Source organism: Micromonospora tarapacensis, assembly GCF_019697375.1.
GTDB lineage: Bacteria > Actinomycetota > Actinomycetes > Mycobacteriales > Micromonosporaceae > Micromonospora > Micromonospora tarapacensis.
This window is the reverse complement of record NZ_JAHCDI010000004.1, coordinates 3,185,658-3,203,964: the sequence shown is the minus strand read 5'-3', so window position 1 is coordinate 3,203,964 and position 18,307 is coordinate 3,185,658. Positions and strand designations below refer to the sequence as shown.

Below are 18,307 nucleotides of genomic sequence, written 5' to 3'. Positions count from 1 at the left end.
TTACGGCCCGGATCGAAGGAGCGGCGAAATGAAGGTGGCGATCATCGGTGCCGGTGTCGCGGGTGTAGGTGCCGCGCTCGGCCTGCTGGGTGCCGGACACGAGGTCGAGGTCTACGAACAGGCCGGCGAGCTGCGGGCGGCCGGCAACGGCGTCATCCTCTGGCCCAACGGGACCGGGATCCTGCGCGAGTTCGGCATCGACCTCGACGGGCTCGGCATCCCGATGGACATGATCGACTCGCGGACCGACGACGGATACTCCCTGGCACGGATCAAGCTGGCGGGCGTCACCGTCCGGTACGGCTCGCCCACCATCCTGGCCGCACGCGGAGACCTGTTGAGGCGGATGGCCGACCGGCTGCCCGAGGAGCGCCTGCACTTCGGCAAACTGTGTGTCGGCATCACCGAGGCCCGCGACCAGGTCACCGTCGAGTTCGCCGACGGGAGCGAGGTCACCTGCGACGTGCTGATCGGCGCGGACGGCCACCGATCGGTGGTTCGCCGGCACCTCTTCGGCGACCGGGCCGCGTCGTATACCGGATGGGCCAGCTGGCACGGCATCACCTCGCCGCCGATCGAGCTGGCCGGGCGCAACCACGTCCAGTCGTTCTTCTCCGGCGGCGGGGTGTGCGGGCTGCACCCGGTGGGTGACGGCCGTGTGCACTGGGTGTTCGAGACACCGTGGGCCGACGGCGAGACCGTGCCGCGCCACCTCGACGGCCGGACGGACAGCACGTCCTCCATCGCCGACGCCCTACGGTCACGTTTCGGCCGCTGGGCCTCGCCGGTGCCGGAACTGCTCGACTCCATCCACGACGACGACATCTCACTGTTCCCACACATCCTGCACGAGGTCCTGCCCAGGTGGGGAACCGAACGCGTCACGCTCGCGGGCGACGCGGTGCACGCCATCCCGCCCCGCGCGGCGATGGGAGTCAACCAGGCGCTTGAGGACGCTTGGGTACTCAGCCGGGTCCTGGTCGATTCCGGTCCGCCGGCGCGGCAGCTGCTGGCGTACGAGAACGCGCGCCGCCCGTACGTGGAGCGGCTCGTCAACCGCGCGCTGAAGATGGAACGCCTGCAGAGCCGCACCCTGATCAAGACAGCGGTCTGGTTCGCCAAGCGCGGTCTGACCTTCGCCGGTCCTCGGCAGCTCGCCATCGGCGCCAGCAGCAACTTCCTCAGCCGCGATCTGCCCATGACGATGCGAAGGAGCGGTTAATGCGGAGCGATCATCGATACGGCCGTGACGTCGGCATCTACGACCGATTGGCCGGTGGGTACGAGGACATGCGGATCCAGAGCGTCCGCAGCACCGTGCACCTGGGTCTGCTGGACTGGATCGCCGGGTCCAACGCTGAGCCGCCGAAGCGGATTCTCGACGTGGGCTGCGGCACCGGCGCGATGCTGCGCCGGATCGCCTGGCTTTTCCCGAGCGCGGAGTTGTTCGGCGTCGACCCGGCACCCGGCATGGTGGCCGAAGCTCGCCGGCGCACCGCCGAGGACTTTGGAATCACCTACGTCCAGGGCACTGCCGAGGAACTTCCCTACGACGATGGCCATTTCGATCTCGTGGTGAGCACGCTCTGCTTCCACCACTGGCGCAGCCGTACCGAAGGCCTGTCCGAGGTGAGCCGGGTGCTGCGTCCGGGCGCGAGGTTCGGCCTCGCCGACCACTTCGCGATCGGCTGGCTGCGTCCCACCTTCACCTTGCTGCGTAGCCGCGACCGGGTGCTCCGTCCGAGCGAACTCGAACCGGTGATGACGCAGGCGGGGCTGACCGTCGACGGCTGGCGGTTGCTGTACCGGTTGGGTCCGTTGCCGTACATCCACGGTGTGCTCACGCGCCGGGCCTGACGTCTGTACCAAGCCTGACACCCCAACGAAAGGAGTGGCGATGGACGCCGCTGTCATGCACACCCAGGGACAACCTCCCCGGTTCCAGCAGTTCCCCGATCCCGAGCCGCAGGATGACGAACTGCTGGTGAAGGTCGCCGCGGCGGCTCTTCCACGGCACCTCCGCATCGCCGTGGACAACCCGTTGTACGGCGGTGGTCGATCCGTTCCCTACGTCTGCGGGCTGGAGGGCCTCGGCTACCTCGACGACGGATCCCGGGTCGTCTTCTACTACCCGCGCGAGCCCTACGGCACCCTCGCGCAGCTGTCGGTGACCCGGCGTGAGAGGTGCGTCCCGGTGCCGGGCGAGCTCGACGACGCGACCGCCGCGGCGTTACTCAATCCCGGCGTCACCACCTGCTTCTCGCTGTCGTGGGTCGGCAAGCTGGTCGAGGGCGAGTCGGTGCTCATCCTCGGCGCCACCGGCTTCGCCGGGAAGCTGGCCATCCAGGCCGCGAAGAAGATGTTCGGCGCCGGACGCGTCGTGGCCGCCGGGCGCAATCCGGAGATCCTGGAGAGCCTGCCGGAACTCGGCGCCGACGCCACCATCCAGCTCGACCAACCCGACGACAAGCTCAGCGCGTCGTTCCTGGAGCAGATGGGCGACGGCTACGACGTGATCCTCGACTTTCTCTGGGGACATCCGGCGGAGGTCTTGCTCGGGTCCATTCCACGAACGTTCATCCCACGCGGCAGCATCCGATACGTCCAACTCGGCAGTAGCGCCGGGGAGCAGGTGTCCGGCCTGCACGCCGACACCCTGCGCCGCGGCGGCGTGTCGATCCTCAACGCGTCTGCGATGGGCACAGTGGCCGAGACCGTCGAATCGATGAACGACTTCCAGAAGCAGCTCATGCAGCGCACTGCCGCGGGTGAGCTGCGGGTGGACGTCGACCGAGTGCCGTTGGCCGACATCGAGAAGTCCTGGCATTCCGACACCCCAGGCCGCCGGATGGTCATCATCCCCTGATTGCCGGCCTACGGGCACGGCCGCCGACCCGCCGCCTGCGGCTGGTCGGCGGCCCCATCCCCGAGGAGCTGTGATGCGAGACCTCATCGAAGCTGTGCTGTCCGAGGTGGCCACTCCCGCCGATATCACGGCGCTGCCGCTGCCCGAGAGCTACCGAGGCGTGGTCGTACTGGCCGAGGAATCCATGATGTTCGAGGGCTTGGCCGGCGCGGACAAGGATCCTTCGAAGTCCCTGCACGTGCGGGAGGTGCCCACGCCGGAGCCGGGCCCGGGCGAGGTGCTGCTCGCGGTGATGGCCAGCGCGATCAACTACAACACCGTATGGAGCGCGATCTTCGAACCGTTGCCGACGTTCAGCTTCCTCAAGAGGTACGGCCGGTCAGGACCCTCCGGCGCCCGCCACGATCTGCCGTATCACGTACTCGGATCAGACGCCTCGGGCGTGGTGCTGCGCGTGGGAGCCGGGGTGAACCGCTGGAAGCCCGGCGACCACGTCGTCGCCCACTGCCTGTCGGTGGACCTGGAGTCCCCGGACGGGCACGACGACACCATGCTCGATCCCGGACAGCGCATCTGGGGATATGAGACGAACTTCGGTGGCCTCGCCGAGCTGGCCCTGGTGAGGGCGAACCAGCTGATGCCGAAGGCGGGGCATCTGACGTGGGAGGAAGCGGCCTGTTCCAGCCTCGTCAACTCCACCGCGTACCGACAGTTGGTGTCGCCCAACGGAGCGCGGATGAAGCAGGGTGACGTGGTGCTGGTCTGGGGCGGGGCCGGCGGTCTCGGTTCGTACGCGACGCAGCTGGTGCGTAACGGCGGTGGCCGGGTTGTGGCAGTGGTCTCCAGTACGGACAAGGCCGAGCTGGCTCTCGCATGCGGCGCGGAGGCGGTCATCGACCGGCGCGCCGAGGACTTCCGGTTCTGGGACGGGGACAGGCCCGATGCGGGGGAGTGGAAGCGGTTCGGTAAACGGGTGCGCGACCTGACCGGCGGCGACGATCCAGACATCGTCTTCGAGCATCCGGGCCGCGACACGTTCGGGGTGAGCGTTTTCGTGGCCCGCCGTGGTGGCACCGTGGTGACCTGCGCATCCTCGACCGGCTACGACCATCACTACGACAACCGGTACCTCTGGATGCACCTGAAGCGCATCGTGGGCAGCCACTTCGCCAACTATCGCGAGGCGTGGGAGGCCAACCGGCTGATCACGCGTGGCGTCATCCACCCCACTCTCTCGGTCGTCTATCCGTTGACCGAGACCGGGCAGGCGGCGCGGGACGTGCACCGCAACGAGCACAGCGGCAAGGTCGGCGTGCTCTGCCTCGCCCCCCAGGAGGGCCTGGGCGTCACCGACACCGAGCTGCGGGAGCGGCTGCTGCCGCAGCTCGGCTACTTCCGGGCGCGGTCGGCGTGACCGGCGTCGACGCCCTGATCCAGGAGTACCTCGACCGGGCGATGGCGTTGCACGCCGTCGGCTATGCGAGCAGGGCGGACATCGACCTGGCGATGCGCCTCGGTTGTGGCCTCCCGGCGGGCCCCTTCGAGATGCTCGGCGTCTCATCGGAAGCCCTCGCGCCACCGCCACCCCTGGACGCCGCAGGTGCGCGTACCGTTCACCGCATCGGCGTGCTCGGATCCGGCACCATGGCGACGGGCATCGCCGAAGTGGCCGCCAGAGCCGGGTACGCCACCGTACTCGTCTCCCGCGACCCCGAGCGGGCCAGAGCCGCATCGGCCCGAATTGCGCGACGGCTCGACAAGGCCGTCGGTCGCTGCCGGCTCACCGCCGCTGCCGCCGCCGATACCATGGGCCGTCTCGTCACAGGCGCCGACCGGACCGCTCTCGCCCCCTGCGACCTGGTGGTCGAGGCGGTCGCGGAGGACCCTGCTGTCAAGGACAAGGTCTTCCGCGAACTGGACTGGATCTGTCGCCCCGGCGCCGTCCTCGCCACCACCACGTCCAGCCTGTCGGTCGCGGCCTGCGCAGCCGCGACCGACCGGCCCGAGGAGGTCGTGGGAATGCACTTCTTCAACCCGGCGCCGATGATGCGACTCGTTGAGCTGATCCGCACGGCGAAGACGCCGCCGGGCGTTCTGGCAACGGCCGCCGCCGTGTGCGGACAACTGGGCAAGACGCCGGTCGTCTGCGACGACCGGCCCGGCTTCATCGTGAACTACCTGCTGTTTCCCTACCTCAACAGCGCGATTCGGCTTCTGGAAGGTGGCGGCACCACCGCCAAGGACATCGATGACGCCGTCACCCACCGGTACGGCTTCCCGATGGGGCCGTTCGCGCTGCTGGACGTGGTCGGACTCGACGTGTCCCTCGCCATTCAGCAGACGTTGCATCTCGCCTACCCGGGCCAGGCGCTCGACGCCGCGACAATGCTCGGTGAACTGGTCGCCGGCGGCCGGCTCGGTCGCAAGAATGGACTCGGATTCCACTCCTACGGCTGAACCGCCGTCACGGCGCCGCCCGGGGATCCCTGGTGACGTCACGGTCGGCCGGCGCGACCGGCTCTGCCGCCGCCCCGGCACCGGTCGCCGCCGGCTCCGCTACGCGCTGGGCCTGGTGTCTGCCGCTGGGCTCCCGAACCGCTGGCGACGGCGCCACGAACAGCGCCTTGGCGGCCCAGGCCGGCAGCCACCAGTTCCAGCGACCGAAGAGCGAGACCGTCGCGGGAACCAGCAGTGCGCGTACCACGGTGGCGTCGAGCAGGATACCGACACCGAGGCCGGTGGCCAGCACCTGAACGAGAGTGATCGGGATACGGCCGAGCCCGGCGAACGCGAAGAACAGGATGAGCGCCGCCGAGGTGACCAGCATGCCCGTGTGACCGAGGCCGTTGACAACGGCCTGGTAGGTGGAGCCCGTCTTGTCGTACTCCTCGCGAATGCGGGAGAGGATGAACACCTCGTAGTCCATCGACAAGCCGTAGAGGAAAGCGAACACGATCAGCGGGGTCAACAGATCGATCGAGCCGGTCGCCGGGGCGTCGAACAGCAGCCGTGAGCCGTACCCGTCCTGCCAGATCAGCACCACCACGCCGTAGGCGGCGCCGATCGATACGACGTTGAGCACGACCGCCTTCAACGCCAGCGCCAGGGACCGGAACGACCTGGCCAGGAGCACGAACGTCACGAGCAGGAGCACCGTGAGCATCAGCGGCATGTTGCCGTAGATGGTGTCGATGAAATCCAGGTCCTGCGCGCCGACGCCGCCGACCCGGGCCAGACCCTGGAGAGCCTCGCGCACCGCCTCGGTGATGTCCCGGGCCTCTCCGCTGCTCGCCTCGTGAACGGGCAGGGCGGTGACCATCGTCGCGCCGTCGCCGGCGACCCAGCCCGAACCACCGGGGGCTGCGACCGCTTGAAGGCCCGGCACCGAGGCGAGGCGTTCGGTGACCGTCTCGGGTGAGGTGCCGGCCGGGACCAGGATGTCGATCGGGGTCAGCGGGCCGGTCGGCAGCCCTGCGTCGGTCAACGCCTTCAGGCCACTCTCGGCGGGTCCGCCGGTACTGTACGCCGACGCACTGGGCTCGCCGACTCGCAGGTCGAGGGCGAAGAAGCACAGCGTGCCGAGGATCGCGAGGCCGGCGATGAACGCGGCCCAGCGGACGCGCAGGACGCCCCGGGCCCACCCGGTCCAACCACGGGAAGCGCGGGTCCGACGGCGAATACGCGGCCAGTCGACCCGCCGGCCGATCGTCGCGAGTATCACCGGGAGAAGTGTGATCGTCACGGCTACGCTGGCGATCGGAATCAGCAGGCCCGCGTACCCGACGCTGCGCAGGATCGGTACCGGCAGCAGGGCGAGGGAGGCCAGGCCGAGCGCGACCGTGCCGCCGCTGACCACCACGGCCCGGCCGGCCGTCGTCAGCGCTCGGCGAACCGCCTCGTCGCCGGTGTGGCCGTCGCCGATCTCCTCCCGCCAACGGGTGACCAGCAGCAGCGAGTAGTCGATGGCGACGCCGAGCCCGATCAGCACCACGATCGCCTCGATGTTGTTGTCGATGTCGGTCACGTAGGTCAGGCCCAGCACGGCCAGGTACGTGGCAAGGATCGACACGGCGGCCACGAAGAGCGGCACGAGAGCCAGCAGGGACGCGAACACGAACAGCAGCACGATCAGCGCGCCGGTCGCCGCGAACAGGGCCTCCTGCAGTGCCCGGTTGTCGCTCTGGGCATGGTCGCCGCCACCGGCCTCCTGCTCGCGCTGCAACGCGTTGAGCCCGGTCACCTCCAGCGTGGCACCGGCCGGTAGCGCGGGGATCATCAGCGAGGTGACGGCTTGAGCGTAGTCTGGCCCGGCGCCCGGCGCGGTGACTCCACTGGCCGGGGGATAGATAATGCCGAACGTGGTGCGACCGTCCGCGGAGACGAAGCCACGGTCGCCGGTGTTGAAGAAGGACGCCGCCCGCACGACCGGCTCCTCGGGCGACGGTCCCTCGTCGGCCACGGCGGCGACCAGCGCCTCCGGGGTGAGCGTGTCGAAGGCGGTCGTGAGCGCCGTGGCGGTTGCCGGATCGTCCACGGTCGAGTCGGCCGGCAGTCGAACGACCGGCACCAGCGGAGTCGTCTGAGGCCCTCCGGTGCCGAACCATTCGGCGATGGCGACGTTGGCCTCATAGGCTTCGCTACCCGGTAGCGGGAGCCCGTCGGTCATCCGGTCCGCGAGCGCGGTGCTCGAGTAGACACCGCTGGCCGCGATTGCCACCCAGACGAGGATGACAAGCGTCTTGTACCGCAGGACGAGGTTGGCGATGAGACCCATGCGGCCCTTGGCCCTCTCTGGTCTGTGATCCGGACAGCTGTTGTGCGAGCGCTTTCGCCCGTTCCCGCCCGACTGGCGAACCATGGAGATCGGCTCAGGCACGGTCACCGACCGCCCGAGGGTGGGCGGCCGGGAGGATGTCACGGCGGGTGGTAGCCACAGGCCGAAAGCGCCCGCGGGTGCGGGGTCAGGGCGGGGCCGGTACTGCCGAACGGGTCGGCTCTGCGGAGACGTCTGGCCCAGCGTGCCGAAGCCGAGCGCCGTCTTCGATCAGCTGGCGACGGCGTGTCGGAAAGGCCGACGGTAGACATGGCCCTCTCTGGTCATGCTGCATCACACTCCACAACTGGACCTTAGGGTCCCGCGCGGTCGGTGTCTCCAGGGCGAACCCCCGTTCGGACCTAGGGTTAACCCTGCTGGTGCCGCGATCTCGCTCGGCGACGGCCGATCTCGCCGACCGGTGCCCGGCAGATCAGCGACCCGCGCCGGCTCAACGGGGAGAGCTTCGGTGTGACCATTACACCTGCGACCATGTGGTGATGACGGTGCGGAGCTGCGGAGGTACGACGGGTGAGCCGTGTTCGACAGGTCGTGCTCGCCGCGGCGGGCGTCGAGACGGCTTTCTACGCCTGGGCGCTGGCCAGCGACCGGCTGGTCCGGGAACCGGTCTGGAGTAACGCCGCAGGAACCCACCTGTCGCGGTTGGTGGCGGTCCTCGCGCTGCTGACCACGGGCTGGGCCTTCGTCGCCGCCGGGCTCGCCGTGGCCACTCGCGACCCCGGCAATCCGATCGGAAGGCTCGCCGTCGGATGCGGGCTCTCCTGGCCGCTGCTGGGACTCAGCGGCATCGATCAGCCGCTGATCTACACACTGGGCAACCTGGCACCGGCGCTCTTCCTGTTGACGTACGTGCGACTGTTGGTGAGCTTTCCCGACGGATCGGTCACCGGGCGACTGCAGCGGCTGACGGCGACGGTCTCGACCGTCGCCGTGCCCGTCGTCATCGTCGGTACGGAGATGCTGGTCAGCCCTGCCGACGCCGGATGCGACTGCCCGCCGAGCCTCCTGCTGGTCACTGCGGACTTCCCGGGCCGATCGCTGGCGCACTCCTTGCTCACCGCCTTGACGGTGCCCGTCATCGCCCTCATCGTCGCCACCGTCATCGTGCAGTGGCGCCAGGGCCCGCCGTGGCGCCGACGGGCGGTCGCGCCGGCGTTCGTCGGGGCAGTCTTCGCGCCGATCATGTTCGGTGTGGCGAACCTGGACGCCCTTGTCGACCGCTCCGGCGGGGATCGGCGCGGGACGGTCGCCGTGTCCATCGTGATCGTCGGGCTGGGCTGTTGGCCGCTGGGCCTGCTGTTCGGGATGGCACGGACACGTTGGGACCGAGCCGCGATCGCTGATCTTGCGGTTGCCCTCGCCGGCCCGGTCACGACCGGCGGGGTGCAGCGGGCTCTCACCACAGCGCTGCGCGAGCCCGGTCTGCGGCTGTACTACTGGCTGCCCGACCGGCAGGCCTACGTAGATGTCGACGGGCGAGACGTGTCACCGATGGGTTGGAGCGACAGTGGGCGGGCGACCGTACTCGAGTCCGAGGACGGCCCGATCGCAGTTGTCGTGCATGACCCGTGGCTCCGCGCGGAGCCGGCGCTCGTGCGGGCCGCGCTGGCCACCGCCCGGCTGTCGATCGAGAACGAACGGCTGCATGCCGACCTCCAGACGCAGCTGCGCGAAGTGGTGCGGTCCCGGGCGCGGATCGTGGAAGCGGCTGCCGCCGGTCGTCGACAGATCGAGCGCGACCTGCACGACGGCGCCCAGCAGCGGCTGGTGAACCTCGTGACGGTGCTGGCGCTGGCTCAGACGCAGTTGGCCAGGGGTGAGCCCGCCACTGTCGTGGGCAGCACCGTGAGGGAGGCCGTCACCGAGGTCACGCGGGCGCTGGACGAGCTGCGCGACATCGCTCGCGGCATCCACCCGGCCGTGCTCACCAGCGCCGGGCTGGCCGCCGCGCTCGAGTCGCTGAGCGAGACCGCGCCGGTACCGGTGAAGGTGGTCAGCATGTCGGACCGCCGACTGCCTCAGCCGATCGAAGAGACCCTGTACTACGTGGCGTGCGAGGCCATCACCAACGCGGCCAAGCATGCCCAGGCCCAGCAGATCCAGGTGCGGGTGGAGACGAGCGACGGCGAGGTACTGCTGACCGTCGACGATGACGGCGTGGGCGGCGCTGACCCCGAGGGCTCGGGGTTACGCGGACTGTCCGACCGGGTGGAGGCGGTCGGCGGCCGGTTCAGCGTGTACAGCAGGTTCGGCGAAGGTACCCGGGTCCAGGCGCGCCTCCCGGCCGACTGAAGCCGCGCCTACTCACCGGTCCAGCGGGGTGGTCGCTTCTCCGTGAACGCGCGTGGGCCCTCAACGGTGTCGACGCTACGCAGCCGCCGCTCCTCCCACGGGTAGCGGGCTGCGAACGCCTCGTTCAGGGACAGATGAGCAGAGGCACTGGCGGCCTGCTTCGTCGCTCGTACCGACAAGGGGGCGCAGCGCAGCAGGTCGGCGACCCACCCGTCGACGCAAGCGTCCAGCCGCTCGGCCGGAACGACCTCGTTGACGAGCCCGAGTTCGTAGGCGCGGGCGGCGGACAGCTCCCGACCGGTCAGCAGATGACCCATCGCCACCTTGAACGGTGCCTGCCGGGTAAGCCGGAACACGCCGCCGGCGCCGGCGATCTGCCCGAGCCGTACCTCCGGAAGCCCGAACGTGGCATGTGCGGCGGCCACGACGATGTCGCAGGCGAGGGCGAGTTCGAAGCCGCCGCCGAGCGCGTAGCCGTTGACCCGCGCGACAACCGGCTTGCTGAACGTGAAGCGCTCGGTCAGCCGCGGATGGCCGGCAAGCCCTTCACTGCCGAACGACTTCGGTGGCGCGCCACGACCCGTGCGTTCCGCCAACTCCTTCAGGTCCTGACCTACGCAGAACGCGCGGTCACCGCTACCGGTCAGCACCACTACCCAGACGTCGTCGTCGCCTTCGACGTCGTCCCAGACCTGTCCCAGCTCCTCGTGAGCGAGCAGGTCCAGCGCGTTGAGCACGGCCGGGCGGTTGATCGTCACGTAGGCGACGTGGTCTCGCTTGTCGTACCTGATGCGTTCCATCGGCGTGTCCGTCAGAACGGCCCGGGCCGGGTGGTCTCGCATACAGTCAACCACTGCCACTGGGTGAACTCGTCCCAACTGTGCCCGGCGCCGTAGCGGGTGCCGTTTCCCGACGCGCCGCGACCGCCGAAGGGAACGAACGCATTGTCTGCGACAGTCTGGTCGTTGACGTGTACAATCCCGGTCTTCAGCCGGCCTGCTACGGCCAGACCGCGTGCCGGGCCGCGGGTCTGCACCGCCGCGACGAGCCCGTAGGGAGTGGCGTTGGCGAGCCGTACCGCGTCGTCCTCGTCGTCGGCCACGATCACCGGTGCGACCGGTCCGAAGATCTCCTCGGTGAAGACGGGCATGTCCGGGGTGACGTTGTCCAGCACGGTCGGCCGGTAGAACAGACCGTCGTGCGTTCCGCCGGCACGGATCCGCGCCCCCTGCCGTACGGACTCCGCGACTATCTCGGCCACCCGGTTCAACTGGGCGTGGTTCACGATCGGTCCGAGATCCGGATCCAACCGCCACGGGTCGCCGACGGCGAGCTTGTCCGCGCGACGGGCGAGTCGTTCGGTGTACCCCTCCACGACATCAGCCACCACGACGTGGCGGCCGGCAGCCATGCAGATCTGGCCCTGGTGGTTGAAAGAGCCCCAGGCGCCGGCGGAGGCGGCCAGGTCGAGATCCGCATCGGCAAGCACCACGAACGCGTTGTTTCCTCCAAGCTCGAGAGAGGCACGTTTCAGTAGTCGCCCGGCGGTCTCGCCGACGAGCCGACCAACCGCCGTCGACCCGGTGAATGCGATCATGGGGACGTCGGGGTGCGCAACCAGGGCCGCGCCGGGGCCGGCGTCGCCGGGCAGTACGTGCAGGAGACCTTCGGGGAGGCCCGCCTCGGCGAACAGGTGTGCCAGCGCGAACCCGCCACTGATCGGCGTCTGCTGGTCGGGTTTCAGCACTACCGCATTTCCGAGGGCGAGTGCGGGAGCGACCGCGCGAGTGGCCAGTAGGAGCGGAAAGTTCCACGGCGCGATGACACCGACGACGCCGAGGGGCACCCGTCGGGCGATGCTCTGCCGGTCGTCCTCCGACGGCATGAGCTGCCCGTGCGGTTGCGTCGGTAGCGCTGCGGCCACCCACAGCTCGTCAAGGACCGAGTCGATCTCAACCGCGGCCTTGCCGCGGACGGCGCCGCCCTCGCGTACGAGCCACTCGGCGATCTCCGCCCGGTCCCGCTCCAACAGGCGGGCGGCGCGGCGCAGCACCGCGGCCCGCTTGTTCGGCGGGGTGGCCGACCAGGCCGGCTGGGCCTCCTGTGCCGTCCTGACCGCCCGGTCGACGTCCGTCTCGTCGGCCAATCCGACAGTGGTCAGTACGGCGCCGGTGGCCGGTTCCACCACATCGACGGTGCCGCCGGCCATCGTGCGGCGGGCGCGCGCGGCGAGGTCTGTCCCGTTCATCGGTCGGCTCCTTCTGCGGCGGGGTCGGGAACGTCCTCACCATGGGCGCGTAAGGGGACGTCCACCAGTAGGGGACGGTCGCGCTCGTCAGCCTCGGCGACTACGGCGGCGAGTTCATCGGTGCTGTGGGCGCGGAGTGTGTCGATGCCGAAGAAGTCCGCCGCCCGGCGAAAGTCCAGCGCCGGTGGGCCGATGTCCAGTCCGACATAGGGGATGCGATCCGGTGCCGGCCCGTACATGGCGTCGTGGGTCTCCTTCAACGTTCGGTACTCACCGTTGTTCATCACCACGAACGTGACCGGCACGCCGTAGCGGGCCGCGCTCCACAGACCCTGAAGCCCGAACATCGCGCAGCCGTCGCCGAGTACCGCGACGACCGGTCGGGTCGGGTCACCCAGCCGGCTGCCGATCGCCATGCCGATTCCACTTCCGAGGCCACCGCCGACCGTGTGCACGTAGGAACGAGGTCGATCCTGGCGGAGGACGCTGCGCAGCCGCAGCCCGGTGGTGATCGCCTCCTCCACCACCACGGTTTCGGCAGGCAGTCCGTTGGCCAGCGCGTGCGCGGCGGCCAGTGGATCCAGTGGCGCCTTGCCGTAGCTGTCACGGGCTCGGCGGTCGGTGGTGGCTCGCGCCTCGGCGATGCGGCTGCGCACGGCGGTGGTGTCCGGCGGATCGCACCCGGGTCGCTGTGCGTTCACGTGCTGGGCGAGTTCGCGGAGGCTGCGCCGGATGCCGCCGACCAACCCGAGCGCAACAGGGAAGTTTCGGCCGGGCTCGGCCGGGTCGCTGTCGAGTTGCACGACGACGGTTCCGGTTGGGATCGGTGGGCCAGGCGTGTAGTGGTGCGGGGTGAAGGCGCGACAGCCCACGATCAGCACGACGTCGTGGTCTGCCAGCAGCCGCCGGATGTCGGCGTGGCGCGCCGGGAGCATACCGGCGTACAGCGGATGTGTTCCCGGGAAGTTGATCCCGTCGTACATGGGCTGGTGGTAGGTGACCGCACCGAGTGCCTCGGCCACGGCGACGAGGTCGGCCACGGCGTCGTCCCGGCCCACCCCGTCACCGGCCACGACCGCCGGCGCACGGGCCGCGGCCAGCAGGCGGGCCGCCTCGTTCAGGCTGCCCGCCGCAGCAGCCGGTGCCATGAGAGATCGCTTCGGCACCTGCACGGGCTCGGTCTCGGCGAGCAGATCCATCGGCAACGAGAGGAACACCGGTCCGGCCGGTGGACGGACCGCGGTGGCGAAGGCCCGGCGCAGCAGGAGCGGCAGGTCCGCCGCGTGCTGGACGTCGAAGGCGTGCTTGACGACCGGTCGGGCCATCGCCACCAGGTCGCCGGAGAGCATCGGATCCTGAGCCAGGTGGCGTCGGTCCTGCTGGCCGGCGGTCACCACGAGCGGGGTACGGGACCGGCTGGCGTTGAGCAAGCCGACCATGCCGTTGGCCAGCCCGGCCGCGACGTGCAGGTTGACGAACGCGGGGCGCTGGGTGGCGCGTGCGTACCCGTCGGCCATCGCGACCGCGGACGCCTCCTGCAACGCCAGCACGTAGTGGATGTCGGCGGTACCTCGGAGCGCGTGGATGATCGGCAGTTCGGTCGTGCCGGGGTTGCCGAACACCCGGTCGACGCCCTCGTCGCTGAGCACGTGCAGCAGCGCGTTGATCGGCGACAGGCTCATCTCCGCGCTCACGCCGCCGTCCTTGCCGATCGTGACCACGCCCCGTCGGCCTTGGCGAGTACGTCCGCGCTGTACAGGCGCAGAACCTGGCGCCACGCGAACTCGGCGACGAAGCGGCGGAACACGTCCGGGGGCTCCTCGGCGAGGTTGAGCATCGCGCGGTTGGCGACGACGGCGGGATTGTCGAGGCGGTCGGCCGCAGCGGCAACCGCGCGGTCCATGTCGCGTGGGTCCGCCACCTCGTCGCACAGCAGCGCGCAGTCAGGCTCGCCGGCCCACAACTTGCGGCCGGTGAGCAGGATCTGTCGGGCCACTCCACCGCCGACCCTGCGGCCCAGCCGCAGACCCGCCACTCCGGGCACGATGCCCTCCTGAGCGGCGGGCAGGCTGAGGTAGGCATCCGCCGCGATCACGACCCAATCCACCGCCAGCAGCAACTGGGTGCCACCGCCGATGGCGAATGTGTCGACCGCGGCGATCCAGGGGATCTCCCGCGGCGTGGCGTCGCCGGTGTGCAGGCCGCGGATGAGCTTGTTGACGTAGCCGAGCTCACGGCGCATCAGGAAACCTGCGAAGGAGATCCGCCCGGCTTGCAGGTGCCGCAGGTTGAGCCCGGCACTGAACACCCGGCGGCCATGATAGGCCGGATGGGTCATCGGCGCGCCGCGAAGCACGCCCACCCGGACGGTCGGATCGAGCAACGCCAGGTCGATGGCGGTCTCCATGTCCTCGGCGAGCTGATCGTCCTCGGCATTGAGGCAATCGAGGTTATGGACGGTCAGGTGAGCCACTCCGTCGCGGCGCTCCAGCGTCACCGTGGGCAGGACGGTGCGTGCCGTGCGCTGGAGGTCGTCGAGCAGTCTCCGCGCGGCGGCGGTCGGCCGCAGGAGCGTACGCATGAGGTGCGTGCCCGTCCGGTCGTGCGCCAGCAACGCCTGGAACAGGAGGCCCTGGTCGATCTCGCGGCCCTCCTTGTCAGCCTGCCGCCGCCCACGTTCCTCGGCCAGCCGGGTGGCATCCGGTACCAGGCCGGGGAAGCGGTCCGCGACCTCCAGTGCCAGGACGGTCAGTGGCCGGTGATCTTCGTCGTCGCCGGTGACCGCGTCGTAGACCGCGGCCACGTGCATCTCCAGGAATCGGCGGCGCGCCGAGCGGCAGTGCCGGTGGACATCGGCTGCGGTATGTGCCTGCGCAGCGTCGCGTGCGGGCGTTGGTGGCAGCCTCCGCAGGGCCGCCTCGCCGGCCTCGGCGTGTTCGGCCAACAGCCGGCTGTCACGGGCAAGCTCCCCGGTGAACGCAGGTACGTCCGTCAGGACGCTGCTCATGGCATGACCTCGGTCCGTGCGGTACGCAGGTGTCGGTCACAGGCGGCAAGGTGAGCCCCGAGCGCGTCCTCGAAGGTCGTGGCCGCCGCGTCCAGCAGCAGCCGGCGCCGTATCGGCAGATCGGTACCACCGCGGGTGCGTAGTGCATCGGCCACGGTGCGGACGCTCTGCGCGATGTCGTCGGTAATGTCGTCGACCAGCCCGAGTTCCGCGGCCGTGGCGGCGTCGATCTCCTCGCCGAACAGCACCAGGCGCCGAGCGCGGGCCACCCCGATCTGGTGCACCAAGCGGTGTATCGCCATGCCCGGCCACGGTGTGCCTCTCGGCGCCGACGGGCGTAGTCGCAGGTCCCCCGTGGCGATGCGGTAGTCGGTGGACAGCAGCACCTCCATCGCCGGCCCGACGCAGTCGCCCTCGGCCACTGCGACACTCGGTCCCGCCAGCCGTTCCAGGCGTCGCAGTGTGCGTTCCCAACGGGTGACCTCGTGGATGCCGACGTCGCCGGGCCAGCCCGTCCCGTCGCCCGTGGCGCCGCCGTGGAGGTGCACCAGCAGCACGGAGTCCGGCCCGGCGGCGTCCGCCCGGTCGCAGCCCGCGGCCAGCTCGTGCACAAGCGCGGGCAGCGATGCGGCCGAGATCGACACGTACGTGTCGGCGGAACCTTCCACGACGGTTGCCCCGATTCCCCCAGTGGCCGCCATCACCAGCGCACCAGGGCGGTCTCGATGGTGGTACCGGGCCCCATTGTCATCAGGACGCCGTACTCGCCCGGCGCGATGATCTCCTCTTCGGCCAGCCGCGCGTACGCGAACAGGAACGAGGCGCTGGAAACGTTGCCGTACTCGCGCAGGACACCAGCGGTGTGTCGAACGTCGTGCCGGGTCAGACCCAGGTTCACCATCACCGAGTCGATGACCTTCTTACCGCCCGGGTGAATGACCCAGTGGGCGATGTCGCCGCGCCGCACCCCGGTGCCGGCCAGAAGAGCGTCGATCGCCCGTTCGGCGTGCGCGCCGACGACATACGGAATGTCGCGGTCGAGGTAGAAACTGAACTTCCCGGCGGTATCGTCCCAGTCGTAGCGCATCGCACCGACCGCCTCGGGAATTATGAGGCTGGTGAAGCGCAACAATTGGGGTCCGCTGCGCTCGCCACTGTCGTCGGATCGCACGGCGATGGCAGCGGCCCCGTCGCCGAAGAGGCTGTTCACCACCGACGTGCGCATGGTGCCGTCCATCACATAGGCCGCCGAGCATGCCTCGACGCACAGCAGGATCGCAAGCTCGCCGGGTTTCGCAGCCGCCCACGCCGCGGTTGCGGTGAGTCCGTTGAGTCCCGCGTTGCAGCCCATGCCCACTACGTCGAGCCGGGCACAGTCGGCCTCCAGGCCCAGTTCCCGGATCAGCAGGGCACTGACCCCCGGGGTGAGAAAGCCGGTTGAGGTCACGCAGCACAGGTACCGTACGTCGGTGAGCTGGGCGTTGATGTGCTTCAGGCAGCTTTCCAACGCTCGGGCACCCATGTCGACGGTCTGTTCGCGGTGCTTGTGCAGGAGTTGTCCCTGCGTCTCCAGCTGCCGGGCGCCGTCGGGACCCGCCGGTGGCAGGGTGAGGAAACGCCGGTCGATCGCGCTGTTGGCGAAGACGGATCGCACGCGCGGGTCGGCGATGCCGAACAGGTGTAGGAGTTGGGTCTGGGTGTACGACGTGGAGGGAACCGCGGTGCCGAATCCTAGGATTCGGGGACTCCTTCGATCGAATTCCGAAATGGTCGCTGTTCCGTGCGGGGCGGCAGTCGCCGGTTGCAGATGAACTGTCACAGCGCGATCCAATCCGAGACACGGGAATTAACCGATCTGATCATTGCCGTACCCACGGTACGGGATTAGCGCGCACCACACATCTCGGAAACTGGTGTCACGAGTCGGCGACAAATAGGAGTGGATAGGGGCGGTTCAGGGGTTACGTCAGCGCCGTTCAGGGGTCGGTTACACCTGGCCGCTGCGAATACTGGCCGGACCGCGGGTGTGCCTTCCTTACGGTGGCTGGGATCAAAGTCGTGCAGGAGTTGTGGGTCGTGCGGCCGAGGTGGACGGGGACCGACCGTCGACCGCACGACGTAACAGGGAACACGCGTCGGGTCTGTCGGCGGTGTTCGCGCTGTGAACGTACTGCCGCAGCTTCGAACCGTCATCAGGGTGATCCAGCGGTGACAGATAGGGTTAACCTCTAACCTCGATCATTCGTGGGGCTGACGGGTTCGCGCGACCCGCCTGGTTTCATCGTTGTAGGTCGATGTTGAGTGTGGGTGGGTGTGGTGGTGGGCCGGCTGTCGCGCCGGGTGAGTGAGCGTGGTCTCCTATCGTAGAATGCGGGTGACATGCGTGTGATGCTGGCGGACGACTCGCTGCTGTTCCGGGAGGGTCTGGCCCGGCTGCTGGGCGAGAGCGGGCTGGAGTTGGTCGGCCTGGCCGGCAACGCCGACGAGTTGCTCGCCATGGTGCGCGTCGATCCGCCCGACGTCGCGGTCGTCGACATCCGGATGCCGCCCACCTACACCGACGAAGGGCTGGAGGCGGCGCGGGCGCTACGGGTTTCGCATCCCGATGTCGGTGTGCTGATCCTGTCCCACCACATTGATACCGCCTTCGCCATGCGGGTCATCGACTCGGTGGGGCCGGGTGGGAGCAGGTCGGCCGCGGGTGGCGGTGGTGCCGGATACATGCTCAAGGACCGGGTCGCCGACCTGGAGGAGTTCGCCGACTCGGTGCGCCGGGTGGGGCGGGGTCGCGTGGTCCTCGACCCGTCCGTGGTGGCCCGGCTGGTCGGTCGCCGTCGTGCCGAGGTCGACCGACTGGCCCAGCTGACCCCTCGGGAACGCCAAGTGCTGGGCCTGATGGCCGAGGGGCGGTCGAACGTCGCGATCGGTCGCCGCCTGCGGCTGAGCCAGAAGACCGTCGAGGCCCACGTGCGGAGCATCTTCAATCGTCTCGGCCTGTCGGCGGCGGAGGACGACAACCGCCGGGTGCTCGCGGTGTTGACGCTGCTGCGCCAATGACCC

The 18,307-nt window shown here is 69.5% G+C and carries 14 protein-coding genes; 7 read left to right on the top strand and 7 right to left on the bottom strand.

Annotated features, from left to right (window positions below):
* Positions 1-28: 28 nt before the first annotated feature.
* From KIF24_RS20435 to KIF24_RS20415, 5 genes are all read left to right on the top strand, one after another.
* Positions 29-1,222, top strand: coding sequence for an FAD-dependent oxidoreductase (locus KIF24_RS20435; RefSeq protein WP_221085423.1), 1,194 nt, complete (start codon positions 29-31; stop codon positions 1,220-1,222).
* Complete coding sequence (locus KIF24_RS20430) at positions 1,222-1,857, top strand: class I SAM-dependent methyltransferase (protein WP_221085422.1); 636 nt, start codon at positions 1,222-1,224, stop codon at positions 1,855-1,857. Before KIF24_RS20435 ends, KIF24_RS20430 begins: the two co-directional genes overlap by 1 nt.
* A gap of 40 nt (positions 1,858-1,897) precedes the next feature.
* Positions 1,898-2,866 (top strand): quinone oxidoreductase family protein, encoded by a 969-nt coding sequence (locus KIF24_RS20425; protein ID WP_221085421.1) that lies wholly within the window; start codon positions 1,898-1,900, stop codon positions 2,864-2,866.
* Between the two features lie 73 nt (positions 2,867-2,939).
* The gene (ccrA, locus tag KIF24_RS20420) at positions 2,940-4,280 is read left to right on the top strand and encodes a crotonyl-CoA carboxylase/reductase (protein WP_221085420.1); all 1,341 of its coding nucleotides are present in this window, start codon (positions 2,940-2,942) and stop codon (positions 4,278-4,280) included.
* Positions 4,277-5,323 carry a 3-hydroxyacyl-CoA dehydrogenase family protein gene (locus tag KIF24_RS20415; RefSeq protein WP_221085419.1) on the top strand — a complete coding sequence of 349 codons (1,047 nt, stop codon included), beginning with the start codon at positions 4,277-4,279 and terminating at the stop codon, positions 5,321-5,323. Before ccrA ends, KIF24_RS20415 begins: the two co-directional genes overlap by 4 nt.
* Positions 5,324-5,330: 7 nt before the next feature.
* On the opposite strand, the gene KIF24_RS20410 is transcribed toward KIF24_RS20415, so the two are convergent.
* Complete coding sequence (locus KIF24_RS20410) at positions 5,331-7,640, bottom strand: MMPL family transporter (protein WP_221085418.1); 2,310 nt, start codon at positions 7,638-7,640, stop codon at positions 5,331-5,333.
* 570 nt (positions 7,641-8,210) lie between these two features.
* On the opposite strand from KIF24_RS20410, the gene KIF24_RS34615 reads away from it, so the two are divergent.
* Positions 8,211-9,992: a sensor histidine kinase gene (locus KIF24_RS34615; protein ID WP_221085417.1), complete on the top strand. Its 1,782-nt coding sequence runs from the start codon at positions 8,211-8,213 to the stop codon at positions 9,990-9,992.
* A gap of 8 nt (positions 9,993-10,000) precedes the next feature.
* On the opposite strand, the gene dpgD is transcribed toward KIF24_RS34615, so the two are convergent.
* From dpgD to dpgA, 6 genes are read right to left on the bottom strand one after another with little or no spacing between them, the layout of a single operon-like run.
* Complete coding sequence (dpgD, locus tag KIF24_RS20400) at positions 10,001-10,792, bottom strand: enoyl-CoA-hydratase DpgD (protein ID WP_221085416.1); 792 nt, start codon at positions 10,790-10,792, stop codon at positions 10,001-10,003.
* Between the two features lie 11 nt (positions 10,793-10,803).
* Positions 10,804-12,240, bottom strand: coding sequence for a benzaldehyde dehydrogenase (locus KIF24_RS20395; RefSeq protein ID WP_221085415.1), 1,437 nt, complete (start codon positions 12,238-12,240; stop codon positions 10,804-10,806).
* Positions 12,237-13,934 carry a thiamine pyrophosphate-binding protein gene (locus KIF24_RS20390; RefSeq protein WP_221085414.1) on the bottom strand — a complete coding sequence of 566 codons (1,698 nt, stop codon included), beginning with the start codon at positions 13,932-13,934 and terminating at the stop codon, positions 12,237-12,239. Before KIF24_RS20390 ends, KIF24_RS20395 begins: the two co-directional genes overlap by 4 nt.
* The gene (gene dpgC / locus KIF24_RS20385; RefSeq protein ID WP_221085413.1) at positions 13,931-15,247 is read right to left on the bottom strand and encodes a (3,5-dihydroxyphenyl)acetyl-CoA 1,2-dioxygenase DpgC; all 1,317 of its coding nucleotides are present in this window, start codon (positions 15,245-15,247) and stop codon (positions 13,931-13,933) included. The genes KIF24_RS20390 and dpgC overlap by 4 nt, the downstream gene beginning before the upstream one ends.
* Positions 15,244-15,915: an enoyl-CoA-hydratase DpgB gene (gene dpgB / locus KIF24_RS20380; RefSeq protein ID WP_221085412.1), complete on the bottom strand. Its 672-nt coding sequence runs from the start codon at positions 15,913-15,915 to the stop codon at positions 15,244-15,246. Before dpgB ends, dpgC begins: the two co-directional genes overlap by 4 nt.
* Positions 15,916-15,947: 32 nt before the next feature.
* Positions 15,948-17,066 carry a 3,5-dihydroxyphenylacetyl-CoA synthase DpgA gene (gene dpgA, locus KIF24_RS20375; protein WP_331461212.1) on the bottom strand — a complete coding sequence of 373 codons (1,119 nt, stop codon included), beginning with the start codon at positions 17,064-17,066 and terminating at the stop codon, positions 15,948-15,950.
* 560 nt (positions 17,067-17,626) lie between these two features.
* Between dpgA and KIF24_RS20370 the strand changes: the two genes are divergently transcribed.
* Positions 17,627-18,304 carry a response regulator transcription factor gene (locus KIF24_RS20370; protein ID WP_221085410.1) on the top strand — a complete coding sequence of 226 codons (678 nt, stop codon included), beginning with the start codon at positions 17,627-17,629 and terminating at the stop codon, positions 18,302-18,304.
* The last annotated feature ends 3 nt before the right edge of the window (positions 18,305-18,307 follow it).

Bases quoted from the DNA above. Each gene is read 5' to 3' on its own strand.
- KIF24_RS20410 (WP_221085418.1), bottom strand. From the start codon at position 7,640: ATGGGTCTCATCGCCAACCTCGTCCTGCGGTACAAGACGCTTGTCATC.
- KIF24_RS20425 (WP_221085421.1), top strand. From the start codon at position 1,898: ATGGACGCCGCTGTCATGCACACCCAGGGACAACCTCCCCGGTTCCAG.
- KIF24_RS20395 (WP_221085415.1), bottom strand. From the start codon at position 12,240: ATGAACGGGACAGACCTCGCCGCGCGCGCCCGCCGCACGATGGCCGGC.
- KIF24_RS20430 (WP_221085422.1), top strand. From the start codon at position 1,222: ATGCGGAGCGATCATCGATACGGCCGTGACGTCGGCATCTACGACCGA.
- ccrA (WP_221085420.1), top strand. From the start codon at position 2,940: ATGCGAGACCTCATCGAAGCTGTGCTGTCCGAGGTGGCCACTCCCGCC.
- dpgD (WP_221085416.1), bottom strand. From the start codon at position 10,792: ATGGAACGCATCAGGTACGACAAGCGAGACCACGTCGCCTACGTGACG.
- KIF24_RS20435 (WP_221085423.1), top strand. From the start codon at position 29: ATGAAGGTGGCGATCATCGGTGCCGGTGTCGCGGGTGTAGGTGCCGCG.
- KIF24_RS20370 (WP_221085410.1), top strand. From the start codon at position 17,627: ATGCGTGTGATGCTGGCGGACGACTCGCTGCTGTTCCGGGAGGGTCTG.
- dpgC (WP_221085413.1), bottom strand. From the start codon at position 15,247: ATGAGCAGCGTCCTGACGGACGTACCTGCGTTCACCGGGGAGCTTGCC.